22 protein-coding genes are annotated in these 18,923 nt (G+C 38.9%); 11 read left to right on the forward strand and 11 right to left on the reverse strand.

Annotated features, from left to right (window positions below):
- Positions 1–3 precede the first annotated feature (3 nt).
- A complete protein-coding gene (locus RGU12_RS11000; protein ID WP_309536129.1) occupies positions 4–885 on the reverse strand; it encodes an ABC transporter permease in 882 nt (293 codons plus the stop codon).
- The gene (locus RGU12_RS11005) at positions 882–1,829 is read right to left on the reverse strand and encodes an ABC transporter permease subunit (protein ID WP_309536130.1); all 948 of its coding nucleotides are present in this window, start codon (positions 1,827–1,829) and stop codon (positions 882–884) included. The genes RGU12_RS11000 and RGU12_RS11005 overlap by 4 nt, the downstream gene beginning before the upstream one ends.
- A gap of 155 nt (positions 1,830–1,984) precedes the next feature.
- Here RGU12_RS11005 and RGU12_RS11010 point away from each other — a divergent pair, with 155 nt between their 5' ends.
- From RGU12_RS11010 to RGU12_RS11040, 7 genes are all read left to right on the forward strand, one after another.
- A complete protein-coding gene (locus tag RGU12_RS11010; RefSeq protein WP_309536131.1) occupies positions 1,985–2,377 on the forward strand; it encodes a cytosolic protein in 393 nt (130 codons plus the stop codon).
- Between the two features lie 323 nt (positions 2,378–2,700).
- Entirely contained in the window at positions 2,701–3,354 is a 654-nt protein-coding gene (locus tag RGU12_RS11015; RefSeq protein WP_309536132.1) for a hypothetical protein, read from the forward strand.
- A 138-nt stretch (positions 3,355–3,492) separates the two neighbouring features.
- Entirely contained in the window at positions 3,493–4,557 is a 1,065-nt protein-coding gene (locus RGU12_RS11020; protein ID WP_309536133.1) for a glycosyltransferase, read from the forward strand.
- Positions 4,554–5,714 carry a hypothetical protein gene (locus RGU12_RS11025; protein WP_309536134.1) on the forward strand — a complete coding sequence of 387 codons (1,161 nt, stop codon included), beginning with the start codon at positions 4,554–4,556 and terminating at the stop codon, positions 5,712–5,714. The genes RGU12_RS11020 and RGU12_RS11025 overlap by 4 nt, the downstream gene beginning before the upstream one ends.
- 6 nt (positions 5,715–5,720) lie before the next feature.
- Positions 5,721–6,731 (forward strand): NAD-dependent epimerase, encoded by a 1,011-nt coding sequence (locus RGU12_RS11030; RefSeq protein ID WP_309536135.1) that lies wholly within the window; start codon positions 5,721–5,723, stop codon positions 6,729–6,731.
- A gap of 495 nt (positions 6,732–7,226) precedes the next feature.
- Positions 7,227–7,454: a hypothetical protein gene (locus tag RGU12_RS11035; protein ID WP_116354648.1), complete on the forward strand. Its 228-nt coding sequence runs from the start codon at positions 7,227–7,229 to the stop codon at positions 7,452–7,454.
- Positions 7,444–7,695: a LexA family protein gene (locus RGU12_RS11040; RefSeq protein WP_309536136.1), complete on the forward strand. Its 252-nt coding sequence runs from the start codon at positions 7,444–7,446 to the stop codon at positions 7,693–7,695. Before RGU12_RS11035 ends, RGU12_RS11040 begins: the two co-directional genes overlap by 11 nt.
- A 23-nt stretch (positions 7,696–7,718) precedes the next feature.
- On the opposite strand, the gene RGU12_RS11045 is transcribed toward RGU12_RS11040, so the two are convergent.
- The 3 genes from RGU12_RS11045 to RGU12_RS11055 form a co-directional block, all read right to left on the reverse strand.
- A complete protein-coding gene (locus RGU12_RS11045; RefSeq protein ID WP_309536305.1) occupies positions 7,719–8,078 on the reverse strand; it encodes a YkvA family protein in 360 nt (119 codons plus the stop codon).
- A 306-nt stretch (positions 8,079–8,384) separates the two neighbouring features.
- Positions 8,385–10,175 (reverse strand): oligoendopeptidase F, encoded by a 1,791-nt coding sequence (pepF, locus tag RGU12_RS11050; protein WP_309536137.1) that lies wholly within the window; start codon positions 10,173–10,175, stop codon positions 8,385–8,387.
- 153 nt (positions 10,176–10,328) lie between these two features.
- A complete protein-coding gene (locus tag RGU12_RS11055) occupies positions 10,329–11,108 on the reverse strand; it encodes a Cof-type HAD-IIB family hydrolase (protein ID WP_309536138.1) in 780 nt (259 codons plus the stop codon).
- Between the two features lie 183 nt (positions 11,109–11,291).
- Between RGU12_RS11055 and RGU12_RS11060 the strand changes: the two genes are divergently transcribed.
- The 3 genes from RGU12_RS11060 (at position 11,292) to RGU12_RS11070 (ending at position 14,263) form a co-directional block, all read left to right on the forward strand.
- Positions 11,292–12,467: an SLC45 family MFS transporter gene (locus RGU12_RS11060; RefSeq protein WP_309536139.1), complete on the forward strand. Its 1,176-nt coding sequence runs from the start codon at positions 11,292–11,294 to the stop codon at positions 12,465–12,467.
- Positions 12,468–12,663: 196 nt separating this feature from the next.
- Positions 12,664–13,044 (forward strand): MarR family winged helix-turn-helix transcriptional regulator, encoded by a 381-nt coding sequence (locus tag RGU12_RS11065; protein ID WP_309536140.1) that lies wholly within the window; start codon positions 12,664–12,666, stop codon positions 13,042–13,044.
- A gap of 13 nt (positions 13,045–13,057) precedes the next feature.
- Complete coding sequence (locus tag RGU12_RS11070; RefSeq protein WP_309536141.1) at positions 13,058–14,263, forward strand: MFS transporter; 1,206 nt, start codon at positions 13,058–13,060, stop codon at positions 14,261–14,263.
- Positions 14,264–14,304: 41 nt separating this feature from the next.
- On the opposite strand, the gene RGU12_RS11075 is transcribed toward RGU12_RS11070, so the two are convergent.
- From RGU12_RS11075 to RGU12_RS11085, 3 genes are read right to left on the reverse strand one after another with little or no spacing between them, the layout of a single operon-like run.
- Positions 14,305–14,958 carry a TetR/AcrR family transcriptional regulator gene (locus RGU12_RS11075; protein ID WP_309536142.1) on the reverse strand — a complete coding sequence of 218 codons (654 nt, stop codon included), beginning with the start codon at positions 14,956–14,958 and terminating at the stop codon, positions 14,305–14,307.
- A 19-nt stretch (positions 14,959–14,977) separates the two neighbouring features.
- Positions 14,978–16,039, reverse strand: a complete 1,062-nt coding sequence (locus RGU12_RS11080) for an ABC transporter permease (RefSeq protein WP_309536143.1) — start codon at positions 16,037–16,039, stop codon at positions 14,978–14,980.
- Positions 16,036–16,761 (reverse strand): ABC transporter ATP-binding protein, encoded by a 726-nt coding sequence (locus RGU12_RS11085; protein ID WP_309536144.1) that lies wholly within the window; start codon positions 16,759–16,761, stop codon positions 16,036–16,038. Before RGU12_RS11085 ends, RGU12_RS11080 begins: the two co-directional genes overlap by 4 nt.
- A gap of 205 nt (positions 16,762–16,966) precedes the next feature.
- Here RGU12_RS11085 and RGU12_RS11090 point away from each other — a divergent pair, with 205 nt between their 5' ends.
- Positions 16,967–17,230, forward strand: a complete 264-nt coding sequence (locus RGU12_RS11090) for a phage holin family protein (RefSeq protein WP_309536145.1) — start codon at positions 16,967–16,969, stop codon at positions 17,228–17,230.
- 116 nt (positions 17,231–17,346) lie between these two features.
- On the opposite strand, the gene RGU12_RS11095 is transcribed toward RGU12_RS11090, so the two are convergent.
- The 3 genes from RGU12_RS11095 to RGU12_RS11100 all read right to left on the reverse strand — a co-directional run bounded on the left by RGU12_RS11095 (position 17,347) and on the right by RGU12_RS11100 (position 18,716).
- On the reverse strand, positions 17,347–18,063 hold the full coding sequence (locus tag RGU12_RS11095; RefSeq protein WP_309536146.1) for a class I SAM-dependent methyltransferase: 717 nt from the start codon (positions 18,061–18,063) through the stop codon (positions 17,347–17,349).
- Between the two features lie 17 nt (positions 18,064–18,080).
- Positions 18,081–18,308 (reverse strand): YppG family protein, encoded by a 228-nt coding sequence (locus RGU12_RS23765; protein WP_396232328.1) that lies wholly within the window; start codon positions 18,306–18,308, stop codon positions 18,081–18,083.
- A gap of 147 nt (positions 18,309–18,455) precedes the next feature.
- Entirely contained in the window at positions 18,456–18,716 is a 261-nt protein-coding gene (locus RGU12_RS11100) for a hypothetical protein (RefSeq protein ID WP_309536147.1), read from the reverse strand.
- Positions 18,717–18,923: the final 207 nt, after the last annotated feature.

The raw sequence follows: 18,923 nt of genomic DNA on the forward strand, positions 1-18,923 counted from the left end.
CATTTATTTCTTATTTGTTTTCTTTACTAGCCCGTTTCCAATTAAATAAAACGATAGAACCGTGATGGAAATTAAGAAAATAGCACTGAATGGAATGATTTTCACACCCCACATGTCTTTTAGAATCGTCGAGAGTACCAAAGGCCAGGAATCCGAAGTGTTTACGGCATAAATCGCACCTGATGCATCATTTTCGAATGCCACACTAATAAAGATCCCAACAATCCCAAGCTGGGCAATTAGAAATAAGGTTCGTCCTAACTCATTTGCAATAAGTGTTATGAGTTGCGGTTTCATATTTGGATATAAATAACGTCTCGATAAACGAAACGGAGAACCTCCCGTAACAATGCCCGCTTCATAATAGGGCTTAGCGGCAATATCACTCACATATTTGAAAATGACATCTCCTACTCTACCAACCTCTATTAAAGCCAAAACAAGGATAAACCAAAACGGTCGGTTCGGTGAGTATAAAAAGAAGGGGATCCCTACAATCATGACAAGCAAAAAAATAGAGGGAATATATGAAAATAGCTGATGCCAAATCTGCAATACCCCTTTTAGAAGCCGTGAATAAAAGGCCCCCATCCCCAAAAAAGCCCCAAGCAACATCCGGATGATCACTACGCTAAAGATAATAAGAAGTGTTTCTCTGGTCCCTATGACCAGTCTACTTAATAAATCAACACCTTTTCGGTCACTTCCTAACAGGAATTCCTCCGATGGTGAAAACGGTGGTGTTACCATCGTTCCATCTTCATATTTTAGGTATAGATGCTCCGTTAAATCTTCATCAACAAACGGAAGATAAGGACCAAAAATGGCGGTTAGTATGATAAGACTTAAAATTAATGTTCCAATTGTAAGTGATGGATTCTTCATGCTTCTTTTCCTTTCGGCGATACCAAATGACTTAGCCATAGAAATAACAGATTCGAAAGCAGGATGATAATGGTAAATACGAACACAAATCCCACTGCACTATTGGTATTCATATGAAAACTGGTTCCTTCAACAAACCTTCTTGGAGCCGCGATTGCTTTGTAAAAATAAAAGGCAGCTCCACGATAGTTCGTAAGGAATTCCACTATAAATAAATTGGATAAGACGTATAAAGTCATCGTATTGCTATTTACGTTGATTTTCTGTAAAGCGTTTTTTAACATATGTAACGTAATCGTTTTAAAGCGAGAAATCCCTTTTGATTTTGCCGTTCTAATGTGATCCTTTGTTTCCTCCTCAACAAGGCTCGTGTATGTAATATTGGCGATTAGAAATAACGGATACATAGCCAAAAACAAAATACACACAATGACGTTTTCAAGCTTTTCATGTCCATATAAATCAATATGTGGGAAAAGCCCAATTTCATATAAGAACATGAGTAAGAGCTGGAGTCCTATCATAAAAAAGAGATCTGGAATAGATAACATAAACCATGTCATGCCACTCCCCACGCCAGTCTTTTTATTCTTTAGTAAATAATCAATAACCCCTTTTATGATTCCTAAAAAGAAACCGATGAAAATAGCTGGTATGATAAGCAAAAGACTTCTTCCTGAGGTTGTTAACACATGGGACTCAACTGAATCCCCATCAGAATAAAAACCTAAACCATGATTTTCTTGTAGAAATGTAAAAAACTCTTTTATATTGCCAACATGTTGCGCCACACTATAGTCATATACAATTTTTTGTATATCTCCATATTTACTAGTTTCATATATGACATCACGCGGAATAAAGATAATCAACAACAGAAGAATTGTTGAGATAAACCACAATGCCAGTTGCTTCCAAACCACTTTTAAAAATGAAGTTTTCATTAGCTTCTCGTTCCTTTTACAAAAATTAGAAATATATATAAAGTCTACTAAATTACGAATAGTATAACAACTATATCGAAATAACTTTTTCACTAATTTGATTTTGTTTGCTTTTTTCTGTACATTCTATAGAGGATACCAAGGAGGTGTAATCAATGAAGTCAATTTCTGTTTCGTTTCATAAGGAAGATGCAGTTGAAGCAATGAAAGTCGATATTCTTGAAGAAGAAGATTTTAATCGAGTAACAGAAGGTGGCACACGACACCTATTTGAGCTAGATACGAATATTGGTTTTTTCGTCTTTTTCGATGGTGAAGATGCCGATGGAAATATCCATTACCTTGCCCTTCAATATGAAGAAGAAAGTGAAGACCCATCCTACTGTTTCGAATTTGAGCTTAAGGATTTCTATGAATTTATGGCATTGTATCTCAATGACCTTGAGTTCTCAGATGAAGAATCAGAGGACGAAGAGCAAGAATATGGACCTATCCATCACCTTGCCCACCTGCTTTACCATATCGTGGAAGACGCAAAACGAGCGTAGGAACATGAAGGACCACAACATTGTGGTCTCAGACTGTTGACAAACGCTCGCATACTTCGTTGCTTGCCTCTCTCGTCCGCTCATGAAGGCAACTTCTATTCGCGTCTTCGATCGGCTGCACGCCTTGTCTGACAAGCGTTTTCAAGACAGTCTGGGGGAGTAATTTATTACTAGATATCCTGTAATAAATCGTGTAGACAAAGTCAGCAATGACTTTGTCTACACTCTGGGACCACAACAATGTGGTCTTTTTCCTTTTCAAAAAGGCTTATTTATGAAAAAATAGAGATAGAATTTAATGTCAATTCAGGGCGGGTGATGGCTTGTTTCTCAATTTCTTTTTCACCATTGTTTACATACTAGGGGTATATTACTTAATTCAGTATAGAATGAGTATCAAAAAGGCTGTCGATCTTTCAAAAGAAGCTCTTTTTCCAAAAACAGAAGAGGAATTTCGCGGAATCTTTATTCCTACTGAGTATAGGGAAATGGAACCACTTTCTAAATCAACTAGATCTTATAAATTTGTTAAATGGGGAACCGTTGTTGCAATCGTGGTCCTTTTAGGATTACTAATTGTCATCCTGACAACTGACTTTTTAGGGTCCTCCTTCTTCTCGATGGCCTATCTCTTTTTTGTCATCATCAGTGCTATTCGCCACCGCGGGAATCTCTTTATATTACCAAAGGGCATTATCCTACAGGGACGATATTTTACTTATAGCCGAGTCAAGGAATATGAGGTTGAACGAATTGTGCGTTGGCATGATTTGTACGGCATGAATGACCGAATGAATTTTGGCTACAAGCTAGCGATTAAGGTAAAAGGATTTTTTCCATTGGTCAATTTCGTTGTTGTTGAAAAAGAAGAGCATCTTGAACAAATCATTCATTTGCTGGAAACGGGCGGTGTCCAAGGGAAAAGAATTGCGGAACCCTCACAACATACTACTCCAAACATAACAACTAAACCCTAACTCACCAGGCTTTTCACCTGGTGTTTTTTTATTTCCACATTTGTACCCTATTAATCTAGGAATTTTGTCCAAACACTACGTACATATGTGCATAGAGTAATGGAAAAGACTACCACAAAATGGAAGGAGTCGATAGTTTTGCCTACTGCTATGCACTTAAACTTACGTGTAGACCCCACACAATATATTCCACAAATCCGAAATGTGCCTGACTATGATTATATTCATGTAGTTAGACAGCCAAAATATATGGTTGATATGTCCCTCTTAAATGATAAGGTTTACTATTTAAATGAAATTGAATCACCTAAGAAATTTGTAAAAAAACAAAAGATAAAGCTTATTCACGCACATCACGGGCAACTAGGAATTCTTGTACTTCCCTTTAAAGAAAAAACAGGTTTACCCATGGTCACAAGTATTCGAGGGCGTGATGGAACCTTGGCAGACCAACATTTTACCTATTTAGACCATATGAAACTGCTTTTTAAACAAACGGAAATGTTATTCCCTGTATGCCAATTTTTAGCCGAGAGAATGATTGAATGGGGATGCCCCGAAGAAAAGATCAGAGTGCTATATGGGGGTGTGGATCTTAACCAATTTCATTTTCGGTCACCTGAAATCACCGGCACACAAAATATACTGTCGATTGGAAGATTAGTAGAAAAAAAGGGGCATCATGTTTTGCTCCAGGCCTTTGCTAAAATCCGTAAATCATTCCCAAAAGCAACCCTAACACTTATCGGTCGTGGACCGTTGGAAGATGACCTCAAACGTTTAGCATCCCAATTAAATTTAAGTGATTCCTTTCGGTTGCTACAACATCTACCAAAAGCACAAGTACATGAACACATGAAGAATGCAGACATCTTTTGCGCGGCAAGTCTAACCGCTGCTAACGGCGACGTTGAAGGAATTCCTAATACGGTAAAAGAAGCAATGGCAACAGGGACACCCGTTATCTCAACGACTCATGCTGGCATTCCAGAACTAGTGACACATAATGTAGATGGTTTCTTAGTACCAGAAAACGATGTCGATGAACTTGCACTTGCACTAGAACACATGTTAACTAACCAATCATTATGGCTACCCTTCGCAACTGCAGCACGACAAAAGGTAGAGCAAAACTTCGAACTAACTGCCCAACTTAAACAACAAGCCCGCTTCTATGATGAACTGTTAGGAGGATCACAATGAATGACTTTACTTCAATAACTGTAACAAAATCCGAGAAGTCGCTAGAAATTCACAATCCTACCTCATACCCTCTCATTGGAAAGGGTGCTCAAGGAGCTGTCTTTAAGCTCTCCAAGAATACATGTGTAAAAATTTTTGTAGATCCTGATAAAGCAAAAATGGAACAAGAGGCTTTTAGAACCGCCAAAAAGAACTCCTTCATGCCAAAGGTCTATGAAACAGGAGAAAATTATGTGGTGATGGAATACTTGAATGGCCCTTGCTTAAAAGACTATCTTCTTGGAAGTATGTTCATGCCCGAAGAGATCACAAAGAAACTATTACAGATGCTAGAAGGGTTTAAAGAATCAAAATTTACGATGATAGACGCCCCACTTCGTCATATTTTCGTCGTAAACAATGAATTGAAGGTAATCGACCACGTGAATGCTTTTAAACGAGATCATCTAGTGCCGATTAAATTGATTCGAGATTTAAAATACCTCCTCTTGAAGGATTCCTTTCTCATGCAAGTCCAAAAGTTAGCACCCGACACTTATAAAGAGTGGGACAGCTATTTAAATGAAAAAATAAACTTTAAGAAAATGCTCATACAACCCGATCGTGGTGATGGTGTGAAGGTTGATAGCTCTTTCTCACAGCGATTGATTGGAAAAGGGCATCAGGGTGCTGTATATCGATTATCAGATGACCTTTGTGTCAAGGTTTATGGAAAAATCAATCATGCTCAACAAGAACAAGATGTTTTATTGTCTTGCCAGCATTTGTCTTTCATCCCAAAAGTACATGAAGCAGAGAAGAATTATGTGGTGATGGAATATCTATCTGGACCAGACCTAAATACGTATCTAAAAAAACAAACCAGGCTTCCAGAAGAGGTTACGAGAAACCTATTAGATATCCTCACACAACAGAAAAGGGAAGGCTTCAAGAAAATTGATGCACCATTGCGACATATTATTATTACAAAGAATGGCTTTAAAATGGTCGATCATGTGTATTCATTTACGCACGACCAAAATCGTCCACTTGAGTTATTTCAAGATTTACATGAAAGAGGATTTCTTGAGGCGTTTTTAGAGCAGATGAAGAGGCTGGATTCAAAAACATATCACGAATGGACCAAAACCCCCATTCCTTTAACAAAGGAAGGTTAGAGAATTATGAGCATTTTAGTAACTGGAGCTGCAGGCTTTATTGGCTATCATTTATCAACACGTCTACTCGAAAAGGGATATCATGTCATCGGTGTTGACAATCTCAACAACTACTATGATGTTCGCTTAAAAAAGGACCGCCTCCTTCAGCTTAGGCAACATAATAATTTCATATTCTATCAACTGGATTTGGCTGACTCTGGGAAGCTACACGAGCTATTTATAAGAGAGAAAATCAATATAGTGATTAACCTTGCAGCCCAGGCTGGCGTTCGTTACAGTCTAAATCATCCGCAAGTATATGTCCATTCAAATCTAGTAGGCTTTCTCAATATTTTAGAAGCCTGTCGCCATCATCCTGTTGATCACCTTCTGTTTGCTTCCTCAAGCTCGGTATACGGAGCAAACGCGAGCATTCCGTTTTCAACAAGAGACTCTGTTGATCATCCGGTTAGCTTATATGCTGCAACGAAAAAATCAAATGAGCTCATGGCCCATTCCTATAGCCACCTTTTTAATATACCGATTACCGGGCTCCGTTTTTTTACTGTATATGGACCGTGGGGACGCCCAGATATGGCCTATTATTTGTTTACACAAGATATTTTAGAAGGCAGACCTATCAAAGTCTTTAATAATGGTGACATGCGCAGGGATTTTACGTATATAGATGATATTGTGGATGGGATTATTGGTTTACTAGACCACCCACCATCTAAAAACTCTGGCTGGGACCCATTGGATCCAGATCCTAGCTCAAGCAATGCCCCCTATAAAATTTATAATATCGGCAATAACAGTCCTGTAAGCCTAATTAATTTCATTAGGACCTTGGAAAATGCAATTGGAAAGCAAGCTAACATCCAGTTGTATCCGATGCAGCGTGGAGATGTCAAAGAAACATACGCTGATATTACTGATTTGCATGAAGCGATTGGATTTCAACCAAAGGTTTCAATCGAAGAAGGACTTACTATGTTTGTGAACTGGTTTAAAGAATATTATCGGTGGACATAGGTTAGTATTTTACGACCCGCCTCCTGTTGGGAGGCGGGTGTTTTCGTGAGGTCACTCTTGTGTGGGACATGCTTTTGCTTTTTTCCATCGAGCTTGTACCGCAAAGTCTTACTTGCAGGACATGCTTGCGCGTTTTTCCATCGAGCTTGTCCCTCAAAATCTTTCTTGCGGGACATGCTTACGCGTTCTCCCCCTCAAGCTTGTACCGCAAAACCCTTCTTGCGGGACATGCTTTTGCGTTTTCCCTTCAAGCTTGTACCGCAAAACCACTCTTGCGGGACATGCTTCGCGTTTTTCCCCTCCAGCTTGTACCGCAAAATCACTCTTGCGGGACATGCTTACGCGTTTTTCCCCTCTAGCTTGTCCGCAAAACCACGAAATGACTATTTCAGGCTTGTTTAAAAAAACTCTTAACAAAATATACGAATAAATGTTCTTATTTTTGTTGATGACAGAATATATGTTCGTATATAATATAAAAAAGGAGATGATTACATGCGCGGGATTTTACATCGTGCCCTACTTCAACACACACCTATCGAAATCATCTATATGTCTCAAAATGGCATTCTTACACAGCGGAACATTCAGGTTTTAGAAATCCAGGATACCACAATTAAAGCTTTTTGCTTGCTTCGTAATAAAAAAAGAACCTTTAAAATAGATAGCATTTTATCAGCAGCCGTACCGAGGAACAAAGGAGTTGTGAAATTTGCAAATTAGAACACTACAAATGAGAATGGAACATACTGAACAAGAAATATATGAACAAGTCGTAAAATATATGAGGAAACACCACAAAGCTCCGACGATGCGTGAGCTTTCAAGACTTTGTATATCTGTAAGCTCAACAAGCACAATCAAAGCATATCTTGATCGTCTCAAGGAAAAAGGGATGCTACATTATGAACCGAAAACACCACGTTCCATCACCTTACTAAAAGAACTACCCCAGGCAAAATAGGGTAGTTCTTTCTCTAACATATTCTAAAGTTTTTCATCTACATCTGAAGTATCGACATCATCGCCAAACCAGTCAACAAGCTTTGCTTTAGCCCTTGCTTTGACATCTTCATCAATATGCATGGCTACTTGGAAAAGCGCAACACCTAAAGCCCCAAGATCATCTGTAAAACCAATACCTACAGCGAGATCTGGAATGAGGTCAACCGGCAAAATAAAATAGCCCAACGCAGCAAGTATCGTCACTCTTGCTTTTGCAGGTAGATTAGGCTTTTGTAGCACATAGTAAAGCAAAAGCGCCGTATATACCACAGAATGACCTGCTCTTAGAGCGAATTTTTTAAGTTTTTCCCAAAACTTTTCATCCGAATAATGCTTTTCCATTTCGTCCATGTGAATCCCCCATTTTATTGTTCTGCATCTTTTACTACTATTGTACTACATAGGCGAACAAATGAATCATTAGACAATCATGAAATTTCACTTTCCTTAGGATATGTTGCGATTCCATTTTTACACGTGAAAATCAATCAAATACGCTTTGGCGTATTTGCGCAGATTTTATTGCCACAGGATGTGGCGTTCGTAGTCCTTGATCTTATGCTCGAATAGATTCCTTTGAAAATCTGTGGCATCCGCCGGAGGCTTTAAGTTAATTTAGCAGAAGTAGCTGACTTCTGCTGAATTAACTTAAAAGCTATTTTCAAGCTCATCCACTAATGAACCAACATAGGCTACAGCCTTTTTAATTGGCTCTGGTGTTGACATGTCTACTCCTGCAAGTTTCATTAACTGTAGTGGTTTTAGTGTTCCACCCGCTTTTAATGCAGATAGCCAACGATCTACTGCAGGCTGACCTTCCTCTTGAATCATTTGAGAAGCTGCTGTTGAAGCGGTTAGCCCAGCGGAATACGTATACGGATATAAGCCCATGTAATAATGTGGCTGACGCATCCATGTTAGTGCAGCTAGATCATCCATTTCGACTTCTTCTCCCCAGAATGCGGAAAGTAACTCTGTTTTTTGTTCACAGAGAATGTTGGCCGTAATAGGGGTACCATTATGTGCTAACTCATATATACGTCGCTGTAGTTCACCCTCAAGAATATGTGTCACAAAATTGTGGTAGTAGGTGCCTAACGATTGTAAAATCACCCAGCGTTTCATGCGATCATCATTTGACTGAGACAGTATATGTCTACTTAACAACATCTCATTCATTGTCGATGGCGCCTCGATAAAATATCGAGAAGGTCGTGTGTTTGAAATTCGTTGATTGCGCCCCGCTAATACAAAGTGCCCAGCATGTCCCAGTTCATGAGCAAGGGTAAATGTATTACGCATTGAATTATTCCATGTCATTAAAATGTACGGATGGGCGCCATACGGGCTTGAGCAAAACGCACCAGATCGCTTTCCAACGTTATCAGCTAGGTCAACCCAACGGTTATGAATTCCTTCCTCCATAATTTCAATATATTCCGGTCCCATCACCTGTAAGGCATCAAGAACTAGCTTTGAAGCCTCTTCATACGTAACCTCAGGGTCGAAATCTGGATCAAGCGGTGCCTTTAAATCACTATAGTACATTTTCTCGAGCCCTAATACGCGTTGCTTTAATTTTGCAAGGCGACGCATATGCGGTGCTAATTCAGTTTGAATTGTCTTCAGCTGATTATTGTACATCTCCTTTGTAACCTGTTGTTCGTCGAGTAGCATCTCTGTTACAGACTCAAACCCGCGTAAACGAGCTTCAATCACCTGCTTCTTCACCTCTGTAGCATATGTAGCCGCATAAGTGTTTTTATATTTATCCAACGTTTCTGCAAAAGCCGTGGATGCCTTACGACGCAATTCCGTATTCGCTGAGTCCTCATATTTTGGGAATGAATTAAAGGTGAGTGGATGTTCGACCCCATCATCCGTCGTAAAGGGCAAGAACTTCATATCTGACGTTTTACTTCTTTGATAAACCATATATGGAGAATCCATGACCTCACCAAAAGCAGCTAATACTTCCTCAGCATCTGGTGATAGAGTATGTTCCTTTGCTTCAAGTATATCTGCTAACGTTTTCTGGAATTCCTCCAACCCTTTTTCTTCTTTCATGTATGTACGAATCGTTTCTGCGTCTAGTACAAGCAATTCTGATTTTATAAATGAAAGACTAGCTCTCACGTTTGAAAGTAACGATGCAGCTCTGGCCGCGTTTGCCTGATACACGGAGTTTGTTCCATCAACGGACATATGGAGATCTGCATAGCTCACCACCCGCATCACTCTTTCTTGCAAGGCATCCATTGCTACTAAACAGTCGAACAAGTTTTTTGCTGTTTCGCCAACACGTCCCCTGTATTGTGTGACGGTTTGGATGTCCAATTGGACTGACGCAAGTTCCTTCTCCCATGCTTCGTCTGTTTTAAATAAATCTTCTAGGTTCCACGTTTGTTCGACAGGCACCTCTGATCGTAATAATGCCATTTTTAAATTCCCCCTTTTGATAAATGTTTCGTCAATCGAAATAAACTCTATTTCTATTATAAAATAAACAAACAAAGATTGACATTGAAATTCCCAATTTTCTTACAAAACCATAAAAAAGAAGATCAAGAATATCTCGATCTTCTTACATCCTTATAACAACCCTACCATTTTTAATCCGTGTAAAATTCCGTCTTCTTCAACAGACTTCGTTACATATTTGGCAACTTCCTTCACTTCGTCAACTCCATTGCCCATAGCTACACTATTGTGAATCGTGGTGAGCATCTCCAGATCATTTAATCCGTCACCAAACGCATATACTCGTTCTTCAGGAATTCCTAATTTCTCAACAAGCTTTTCAATTCCCTTGGCTTTTGACCCACCACTTGGGAGGACGTCAACAGAAACCGGGTGCCAGCGCACAAAGTCAAAGTCCTTGAACCCTTCTTCGTACTGCCCTTCTTCTCCTTCTTGGACAAAGAGCAGCGATTGGAACAATTTACGTCCTTCATAATACTTTGGATCATATGTAGGAAAGCTTTTAATTTTTAACGTTGCAATGCTCTCCGTAATAAATTCATGTTCCGGAACATTTGCTTTCATGTCCTCGTGATCCATATAGACAATAGGATGATTATTGGCAAGTGCTGTTTCTGTTAGCTGTAAAAGAGCTTTTTCGTTCAATGGATTTGTGAAGATTTCTTCTCCGTTTAACACAACGTATTGACCATTGTAGCTAACATACGTCCCAATTCCTAACTCCTCACGCAGGTCTTCGAACATAAATGGAGCGCGACCTGTAGCAATGGCTACTTCATGTCCAAGTTCCTTTAGTTTAAAAATGGCTTCCTTTGTTGAGGCTGGTAGCTGTTTTTTATGATTCAAGAGAGTTCCATCTATGTCAAAAAAAATAAGACTTCGTTCTTTCACTTCAAATTCCTACTTTCTGTTTTACTTTTGTCTGTATTCACATATAACACATACGATACAATATTTTCATGCTTTAAACAAATGAAACACCCTCTGTATTTGCAAATAGAAAACATGCAAAAAGTACTACTCCCACGCATAAATTAGTACTACTGTTTTTATTTCACATCAAGGAGAGCGCAAATGAGAAAAACATGGTTGTTAGGGTTTGGCTTCTTTAGCATTAGTCTTGGGTGGTCTTTATATAATGGATTTGTTCCTTTTTTTCTGGATAATTTTATTACGAGTACGGCTTTAATTGGGTTTCTAATGACCATCGATAATTATATCGCTCTCTTTTTACAGCCATATATTGGTCAACTAAGTGACCGAACTCGGACACGTTTTGGGCGCAGGATGCCTTATTTACTTATTGGAGTTCCACTAGCTGCCCTTTTCTATACACTGATTCCCCTTCACACAGGCTTAGTTTCCTTACTCATTTTCATGCTATGCATGAACTTGTCAATGGCGGTGTTCCGTTCCCCGACAATTGCATTAATGCCCGATATCACTCCTGAACATAATCGAACAAATGCGAATGGAATCATCAATTTTATGGGTGGCTGTGGGGCAATTTTGGCGTTTAGTATCGGATCGTATTTATTTAGTGTTGATGAGACCCTTCCTTTTATCGCCGTTTCCATCATCTTTTTAATCACTTTATGGATCGTGTTTAAACATATCAAAGAGCACCGTGATTCCCTTTCTTATACAGAAACAACTGTCCCGAAAGTTAATTACAAGGAAGAATTGAACTCTTCTACTCTTTATCTATTAGCCGCGATCTTTTTTTGGTTTATTGCGATCCAGGGAATGGAGGCTTTATTTACCTTATATGGAGTGAACGAATTAGGCCTCTCCAAAAGTGCCTCAGCGTTTTCGTTAACATTTTTTTCTTTAAGCTTTGTCATTTCCGCGATTCCCAGCGGTCTACTGGGTGCGAAAATTGGTAAGAAAAACGTGATTGTAATGGGAGTTATCGGATTAATTGTTGCATTTTTGCTGTTGAATTGGGTAGTATCGGTGTTTTATTTAAGAGCAATTTTATTTTTAGGAGGCATCTTTTGGGCTTTTGTTAATATTAACGCATACCCTTTTATTGTTTCTACTGGAAGTGAAAAAAGCTTTGGAACGAGAACGGGGCTGTATTATTTGGTTTCCTCACTGGCAGCCATTACATCCCCACCGGCTCTAGGTTATTTAATTGACCTGTTTGGGTTTAGTGTGTTGTTTTTAGCTGCAGCTGGTAGCCTAATGGTTGCATTGTTTTTTATTAGCAGAGTGAAAGAGCATGAAAATCATGTTCTTAACTCTTAGTGCATTAGCGACATGAATGGGCGTGTAAACTGGAAACAGTTTTACAACGCCTTTTTTACTATTTCATTGTTTTTACCATAGACTATTACAAGGATTTCTGTTACCATTATCAAATGGTTACCCTCGATAACTATTTTTCAAAAAGGAGTGAACTCCCATCGAGACATTTCAATTATTCTTCCAACAACTAACGCAATTGTACCGTCCTTTTGAAAGTCAGCTGAATGTTGAGCTTAGTAAACATCAGCTTTATCGGGCGCAATGGTCCATTCTTTACTATATTGTAAATTTTGGTTCTCCCACACTAGTGGAAATTTCTAATTATCTTGGCGTTGAAAAGCCAACGGTTACAAGAACCATTAATCGGTTAGAAGAACTTGGTTATGTGGAGCACATTCCCGGGAAAGACAAGCGAGAAAAGAGAATGCAGCTTACCGTTCTAGGTAAAAAAGTTTATCAAGATGTCCGGAAAACGGTTGATGAATTTGAAAAAGAAATAATAAAGGGTGTTTCTGAGAAGGAACTACTTGAAGCTGTACATGTTATGAAGGCAATTCGCAACAATCTCATAAAGTAAGGGGAGTTACAACTTGGATAATCAAAAACTGTGGACGAAGGATTTTATTATCGTTTCCTCCATCAATTTTTTCTTAACATTTATTTTTTACTTATTAGTTGTCATCATTGCGGTGTATGCAGTCGATGAATATGGTGCTTCTACGAGTCAGGCGGGACTAGTCACCGGAATCTTTATCGTCGGAACGCTAATCGGCCGCCTATTTATCGGACGATATATCGATCTGATTGGTCGAAAAAAGACATTATTTATTGGTTTAGTTTTATTTATCATCACGACCTTCTTATACTTCGTTCATGCCGGAATCACTTTTCTTCTTATCAATCGCTTCATTCATGGAATTACACTCGGTATCGCCAGCACAGCAACAGGTACAATCGTTGCACAGATTATTCCACCTAAACGAAGAGGTGAAGGAATTGGTTACTTCAGTATGAGTGCAACATTAGCAACAGCAATCGGCCCATTTATTGGTTTGGTTATGACTCAGCATACGAGTTACCCGGTTATCTTCGGATTATGTCTTGCAATCGGCGTCATAGGGCTACTCACTTCTTTCATTTTGTATGTACCACCAATCGAACACCAAACAAATCAAAATCAAGAGCAAAAAGGCTTCCGGGTTGCTAATTACGTGGAACCGAAGGCACTCCCAATTGCATTTGTTACATTTGCGATTTCTATTTGTTATGCAAGTGTTTTGTCGTTTATCAACTTTTATGCGATAGAAATTGATTTAGTAACCGCGGCAAGCTTTTTCTTCCTTGTCTATTCAATTGCGATTCTCATTTCACGTCCTTTTACTGGACGCTTAATGGATATAAAAGGAGCAAACTATGTCATGTATCCGGCCTTTATTATCCTTGCAATCGGAATGTTTCTTTTAAGTATCGCTCATAATAGCGTCACACTTCTTATATCTGGTGCGCTTATTGGGCTTGGATTTGGGAATATGCAATCGTGCACTCAGGCTGTCGCGATCAAGTTAACTCCCGCCCATCGCATGGGACTTGCAACTTCGACTTTCTACATCTTTTTAGATGCAGGTCTTGGTTTTGGTCCTTATCTATTAGGCTTTCTCGTTCCGTTAACCGGCTACAGCAAGCTTTATTCCATTCTAAGCATTGTTGCTTTGATGAGTATAGTCCTTTATTTTTTCATGCATGGAAAGAAAGAGACTTCCAGTCGAAAAAATCCAACAACTTCTATGTCCATGTAAAAAGAAGCGATGCCCCGCGGATTTGATGGGCATCGCTTTACTTAGTTTTTGATTCCGTCCATGACAAAACGGACAAGGTTTTCTGTTTCTTGTTCGATATCCAACGTGTCTTGAGAGGGTGAAAGAACAAAATTCGTAACGAGAAATCCACCAAATGTCGTCATTACTATTTTTAAAAGGGCATCTGTAGGAAGGTCCATTATTTCACCACGACTTTTGAAAAGTTCGATTGCATGTGCAGCACGTTTCATAACATTAGCAGAAAAATACGGAAGGAATTCCTTCCTCAACTCTTCACTGTATAATAATTCCTTGACGATAATTCGAAAGTTTTCTTGATTTTCACTGATGAATTCCATCCTGTTTTTGATGATCCTTCTTAAAAAATCTTCAAAATGGGCAGTATCCTCAGTTAGTACCTCTTTAAAAACTTTTTCAGCCATTCCCGGTAAAGCTTCTTTTAAAAAGGGAATGATCACCGAAAGCAATAAATTATCCTTCGTACCATAATGACGGAAAATAGTTCCTTCAGCTACCCCTGCCGCTTTTGCAATTTCGCTTGTAGATGTATTTGCATATCCTTTGTCAGCAAACATTTTAATGGCTGTTTCGGCGATTTTTTGTTGTTTTTCAGTTGGTTTCTTGGATAACTTTGTTTGTTCAATTATGGCATCTAAAAGATTTTCTTTAGACAAATTCCTTTCACTTCCTTCGTTACAATGCGCGGTATTTTTTCAACGCAAATACATTTAATATAATAAAAACAGTTGCGAATATGACTAATGCCAAAAGGTCCAGACTGACATCGGCGAATCCTAAGCCTTGATACATGACTCCCTTTAATGCATCTGCTGCATAATAAATGGGCATGACTTTTGCAATGGCCTGAAGCCAATCTGCCATTCCCTCAAGAGGGAAAATACCAGAGAAGAATATTTGTGGGATAATGACAATCGGTATAAATTGAATCATTTGAAATTCAGAGGCAGCAAATGCCGATAATAAAATGCCTAACGATAAAGCCACTAAAGCAAGCAATAAATTAATAAGGATAACATTCCAGATTGAGCCTACCAGTACAACATCTAACACATGAATGGTAAAGAACACAACAATCACGGTTTGAATGATAGCAAATATTCCAAATCCAACTAAATAGGCGGTCACAATCTCTCCCCTTCGGATAGGTGTCGCCATCAATCTCTCTAGGGTTCCCGATGTTCTCTCCTTTAACAATCCAATGCCTGAAATGAGAAATACAAAGAAGAAGACAAAATAGCCAATCAAGATTGGACTAAGCACATCAAAAAATAACGTATCACTATTTCCGTACACATAGTTTATCTCTAAATCGACTTTTGGTAAGTTCTCAATAGCAGGTATCTGTTTTGCCAATTTTTCCTGAGCTTGTGCGGCAAATACTTGATTTACTTTCATTTGCAAGGCTTTTGCGGACGTCGGGTCACTGTTTGTTACTGTTAGAATGACCTGGTTGTCTTCCATTGCAAGTAACCCATCAAGCTTGTAATCGAGTATGGTTTGTTTAGGATTACTAGATTGGTTGAATTCCTCAATTTGAATATCTACCTCTTTTAAAGCTGTGACTACTTTTTCATCAACATCTACAACACCTAAAGTAGGTTCTACCGAATCACCATTAAACATAACGTACATAAGGGATAAGACTAAAAGCGGCGCAACAAATAACAGTGCTAAAGTCCGCTTATCACGAAGAAGCTGCTGAAAGATTCTTTTTATGAGGGCGATGGTTCTCATTGTCTCCCCCTCCCCGCCTGTAAAAATACCTCATCAAAATTACTTGCCTGATATGTTTCTTTCAATTCTGTCGGCGTACCCCTCGTTAAAATTCGACCATCACGGACCATCGCAATATAATCACATCGTTCTGCTTCTTCCATGACATGAGTCGTAACGATGATTGTTTTGCCTTCCTCCTTTTTTAAGCGGAATAGTTCATTCCAAATCGTAAGCCTTAGCTCTGGGTCAATTCCGACAGTTGGTTCATCTAAAATGAGTACTTTCGGGTTTTGTATTAAGGCGATGGCTAGTGATAACCTGCGTTTCATCCCACCGGAATAGGCTGATACTTTTTTATTTAGGTCCTCCGTTAGATTAACGAGTTTTGCTGTATACGCAATTCGTTCTTTTGTTTCGAGTCGATTTAATTTATAAAGTGAAGCAAAAAATGCGAGATTTTCCCTCCCCGTTAGCTCTGTATATAGTGCATCGGATTGAGCCATATAGCCAATATCCTGGAGCAACTCTAAATTTGGCATTTTCTTTCCTAACACTTGAATGAATCCATCGTTAGGCGAATCCATCCCAACAATCATTTTCACCAATGTCGTTTTACCCGCTCCGGAAGGGCCAATAAATCCATAGATCGTTCCTTCCTCGATGGTAAGATCGATTTCGTTTAACACAACTTTTTTACCAAAGCTTTTACTAACCTTTTCAATTTCCACCGTATTGGTCATTAAACTACCTCCCTTTTACCTTCATCCCCCACTAGGGAACTTTTGCACAACAAAAAAGTGAGTGATTACTCACATTATCTCCCTGGATTTTATGTAAGTCAATAGAAAAGTGAGTATTCACTCACAAAATATTTTTACAAGTAGGATATACGAACAAGCACTTTGTTCTTCACATTCATACGATGCATTGAAGGAGGTGACAACTATGGACTTGCTACAATTTTTAAATGAAAATTTTTATATGTTGGTTCCTGTGTTATGGGTCATTGGATTTTTCTTAAAACAAACGCCTACTATTCCAAATTGGGCGATCACTTGGATCTTATTAGGCGTTTCATTAGTGGGAGGTGCCTTCTTCTTTGGATTTACTGCAGAAGCTGTCTTCAATGGAATAATTGTAGCTGGGGTTGCTGTATTTGGGCATCAACTGGTGAAACAAACCGCAGAAGCACTGGAAGGGAAAAAGTAACAACATTTCATGCATTTATTCCATTTATGAACGAAAGAATATCCTCTCATTGTAGTAAATATAAATCGCCTCAAACAAATAACGCTTGGTTTTCCAAGCGTTTTCTCATGAAGGAATCAGGCCGTACACCTATATACTCTAAAGTTTAATTTATCCTTGTATTTACTTACAATTTGTTGATGCTGCTCAAGTATTTCATGATGCTTTTCATGTATTTGATTTGAAAGCATAAAATCATTTGCATACATAACGTCCTGCGGTACAAAATGATGCTTGTATTTTTCAATTTTCACATGGCGAAAGCCTGATTTCCGAAAATGTTGACGCCATTCTGTCTCTGTTAATAAATCGGAGACACCATAGAAATCACAGATAAACTGTTTTTCTTTTTTTGTAAAAGGAAGTGGTTCAGCTGTCATTTCAATCGCTAATAGAACACCGTTTGGCTTTAGTACCCTTTTATACTCTGAAAGGCTTTCAAGTATATTTGTAAATGCTGTTACTGACTCCGAGAGAATAAAATCAAACGTCTCATTTTTAAAAGGCAAATTTTCAGTCTGCCCTTTAACGACATTAATTGGTAAGTTCAAGGAGCGAAATCTTTGTGTCGCCTTTTCCACCATCATTTTATTGTTATCCAAGGCTGTTACATGACACTTATATTGCCTAAAGATGTATGCTGCTGTTTGACCGGTCCCGCAGCCGACATCAAGGATTGCTGATTTTCGATTCACTTTTTCCCTTGCTAATAGCTGTTCGGTAAGCTGTAAGCCTCCAGGGTGAGCTCCCCCCACTCCATATGTGGCTAAACTATCGAGATATGTGTAGTTCATCTATATTCACCTATTCTTTATTTTTTCAAAAACATGGATAGTAAGGGACTCACCTGACCATATATCTTTTTCATATGTCCCGCTGTAGTAGAGATCTTACTAAAATCAAGCTTTCCATCGGATGTTTGAAAATGGGACATTAGACTAGAAATATTTGATGGCTGCGAATTAGTGAATGGTCTTCGTGGTCTACCTATATTGTTTGGCCTGAAAGGAACAGGGCGTCTTGGTCTTCCATACACCATTTTTTCATCTCCCTACTTTCTATTACATTTATATGGAATTCTTAATCGATACGTTTATCATTGAAGGACAATCCTGTCTTATTATGAACGGGAAGTGCCCTCCAACGAATGTTCAGTTGCTTTTGGCTAGTTATTCATCTTATTAACCTACAACCAGAACGCCCCAACTAGGGCAATACCTGCGATCGCTCCGATAGCAAGACCAGCTGCGAAGCCACCCCATCCCCAGCCATAATAGCCGTAGCCATAGCCACCAAAATTTCTTCGTGGACCAAGTGGGCGGAGATATACCCGGTCACCAGTTACACGATGGATAATTCCACGATGGACCCTTCCATCACGCATTCTTATTTCAACAGCCCTTCCTTTGTATCTATGACACATAGAATGATAATATCCGACAGACACCAAACTTCACCCCCAAACCTGTTAGATAGTTATCATCTTATGTGAGATTTTAAGTTTCGCAGAGGTCAGGTGTCCTAAGACAAGCGCGGAAATTTGTAAAACGGTGAAGGACGTTATTTACTATTTTGGGGTATGGGTTTTAGTCGTACAGGTATATTTTGCATATTTTAAGAATACTAACATAAATAATTGTATTTTTTACAAGGA

It is taken from the genome of Ferdinandcohnia sp. QZ13 (genome assembly GCF_031324165.1).
In the GTDB taxonomy this organism is placed as follows: domain Bacteria; phylum Bacillota; class Bacilli; order Bacillales; family Bacillaceae_L; genus Ferdinandcohnia.

What these genes read in the sequence shown, in the direction of transcription:
- RGU12_RS23765 (WP_396232328.1), bottom strand. Translation starts at nt 18,308, where the DNA reads ATGGTGTATGGAAGACCAAGACGCCCTGTTCCTTTCAGGCCAAACAAT.
- RGU12_RS11005 (WP_309536130.1), bottom strand. Translation starts at nt 1,829, where the DNA reads ATGAAAACTTCATTTTTAAAAGTGGTTTGGAAGCAACTGGCATTGTGG.
- RGU12_RS11025 (WP_309536134.1), top strand. Translation starts at nt 4,554, where the DNA reads ATGAATGACTTTACTTCAATAACTGTAACAAAATCCGAGAAGTCGCTA.
- RGU12_RS11090 (WP_309536145.1), top strand. Translation starts at nt 16,967, where the DNA reads ATGGACTTGCTACAATTTTTAAATGAAAATTTTTATATGTTGGTTCCT.
- RGU12_RS11080 (WP_309536143.1), bottom strand. Translation starts at nt 16,039, where the DNA reads ATGAGAACCATCGCCCTCATAAAAAGAATCTTTCAGCAGCTTCTTCGT.
- RGU12_RS11000 (WP_309536129.1), bottom strand. Translation starts at nt 885, where the DNA reads ATGAAGAATCCATCACTTACAATTGGAACATTAATTTTAAGTCTTATC.
- RGU12_RS11085 (WP_309536144.1), bottom strand. Translation starts at nt 16,761, where the DNA reads ATGACCAATACGGTGGAAATTGAAAAGGTTAGTAAAAGCTTTGGTAAA.
- RGU12_RS11035 (WP_116354648.1), top strand. Translation starts at nt 7,227, where the DNA reads ATGCGCGGGATTTTACATCGTGCCCTACTTCAACACACACCTATCGAA.
- RGU12_RS11045 (WP_309536305.1), bottom strand. Translation starts at nt 8,078, where the DNA reads ATGGAAAAGCATTATTCGGATGAAAAGTTTTGGGAAAAACTTAAAAAA.
- RGU12_RS11030 (WP_309536135.1), top strand. Translation starts at nt 5,721, where the DNA reads ATGAGCATTTTAGTAACTGGAGCTGCAGGCTTTATTGGCTATCATTTA.
- RGU12_RS11060 (WP_309536139.1), top strand. Translation starts at nt 11,292, where the DNA reads ATGAGAAAAACATGGTTGTTAGGGTTTGGCTTCTTTAGCATTAGTCTT.
- RGU12_RS11095 (WP_309536146.1), bottom strand. Translation starts at nt 18,063, where the DNA reads ATGAACTACACATATCTCGATAGTTTAGCCACATATGGAGTGGGGGGA.
- pepF (WP_309536137.1), bottom strand. Translation starts at nt 10,175, where the DNA reads ATGGCATTATTACGATCAGAGGTGCCTGTCGAACAAACGTGGAACCTA.
- RGU12_RS11010 (WP_309536131.1), top strand. Translation starts at nt 1,985, where the DNA reads ATGAAGTCAATTTCTGTTTCGTTTCATAAGGAAGATGCAGTTGAAGCA.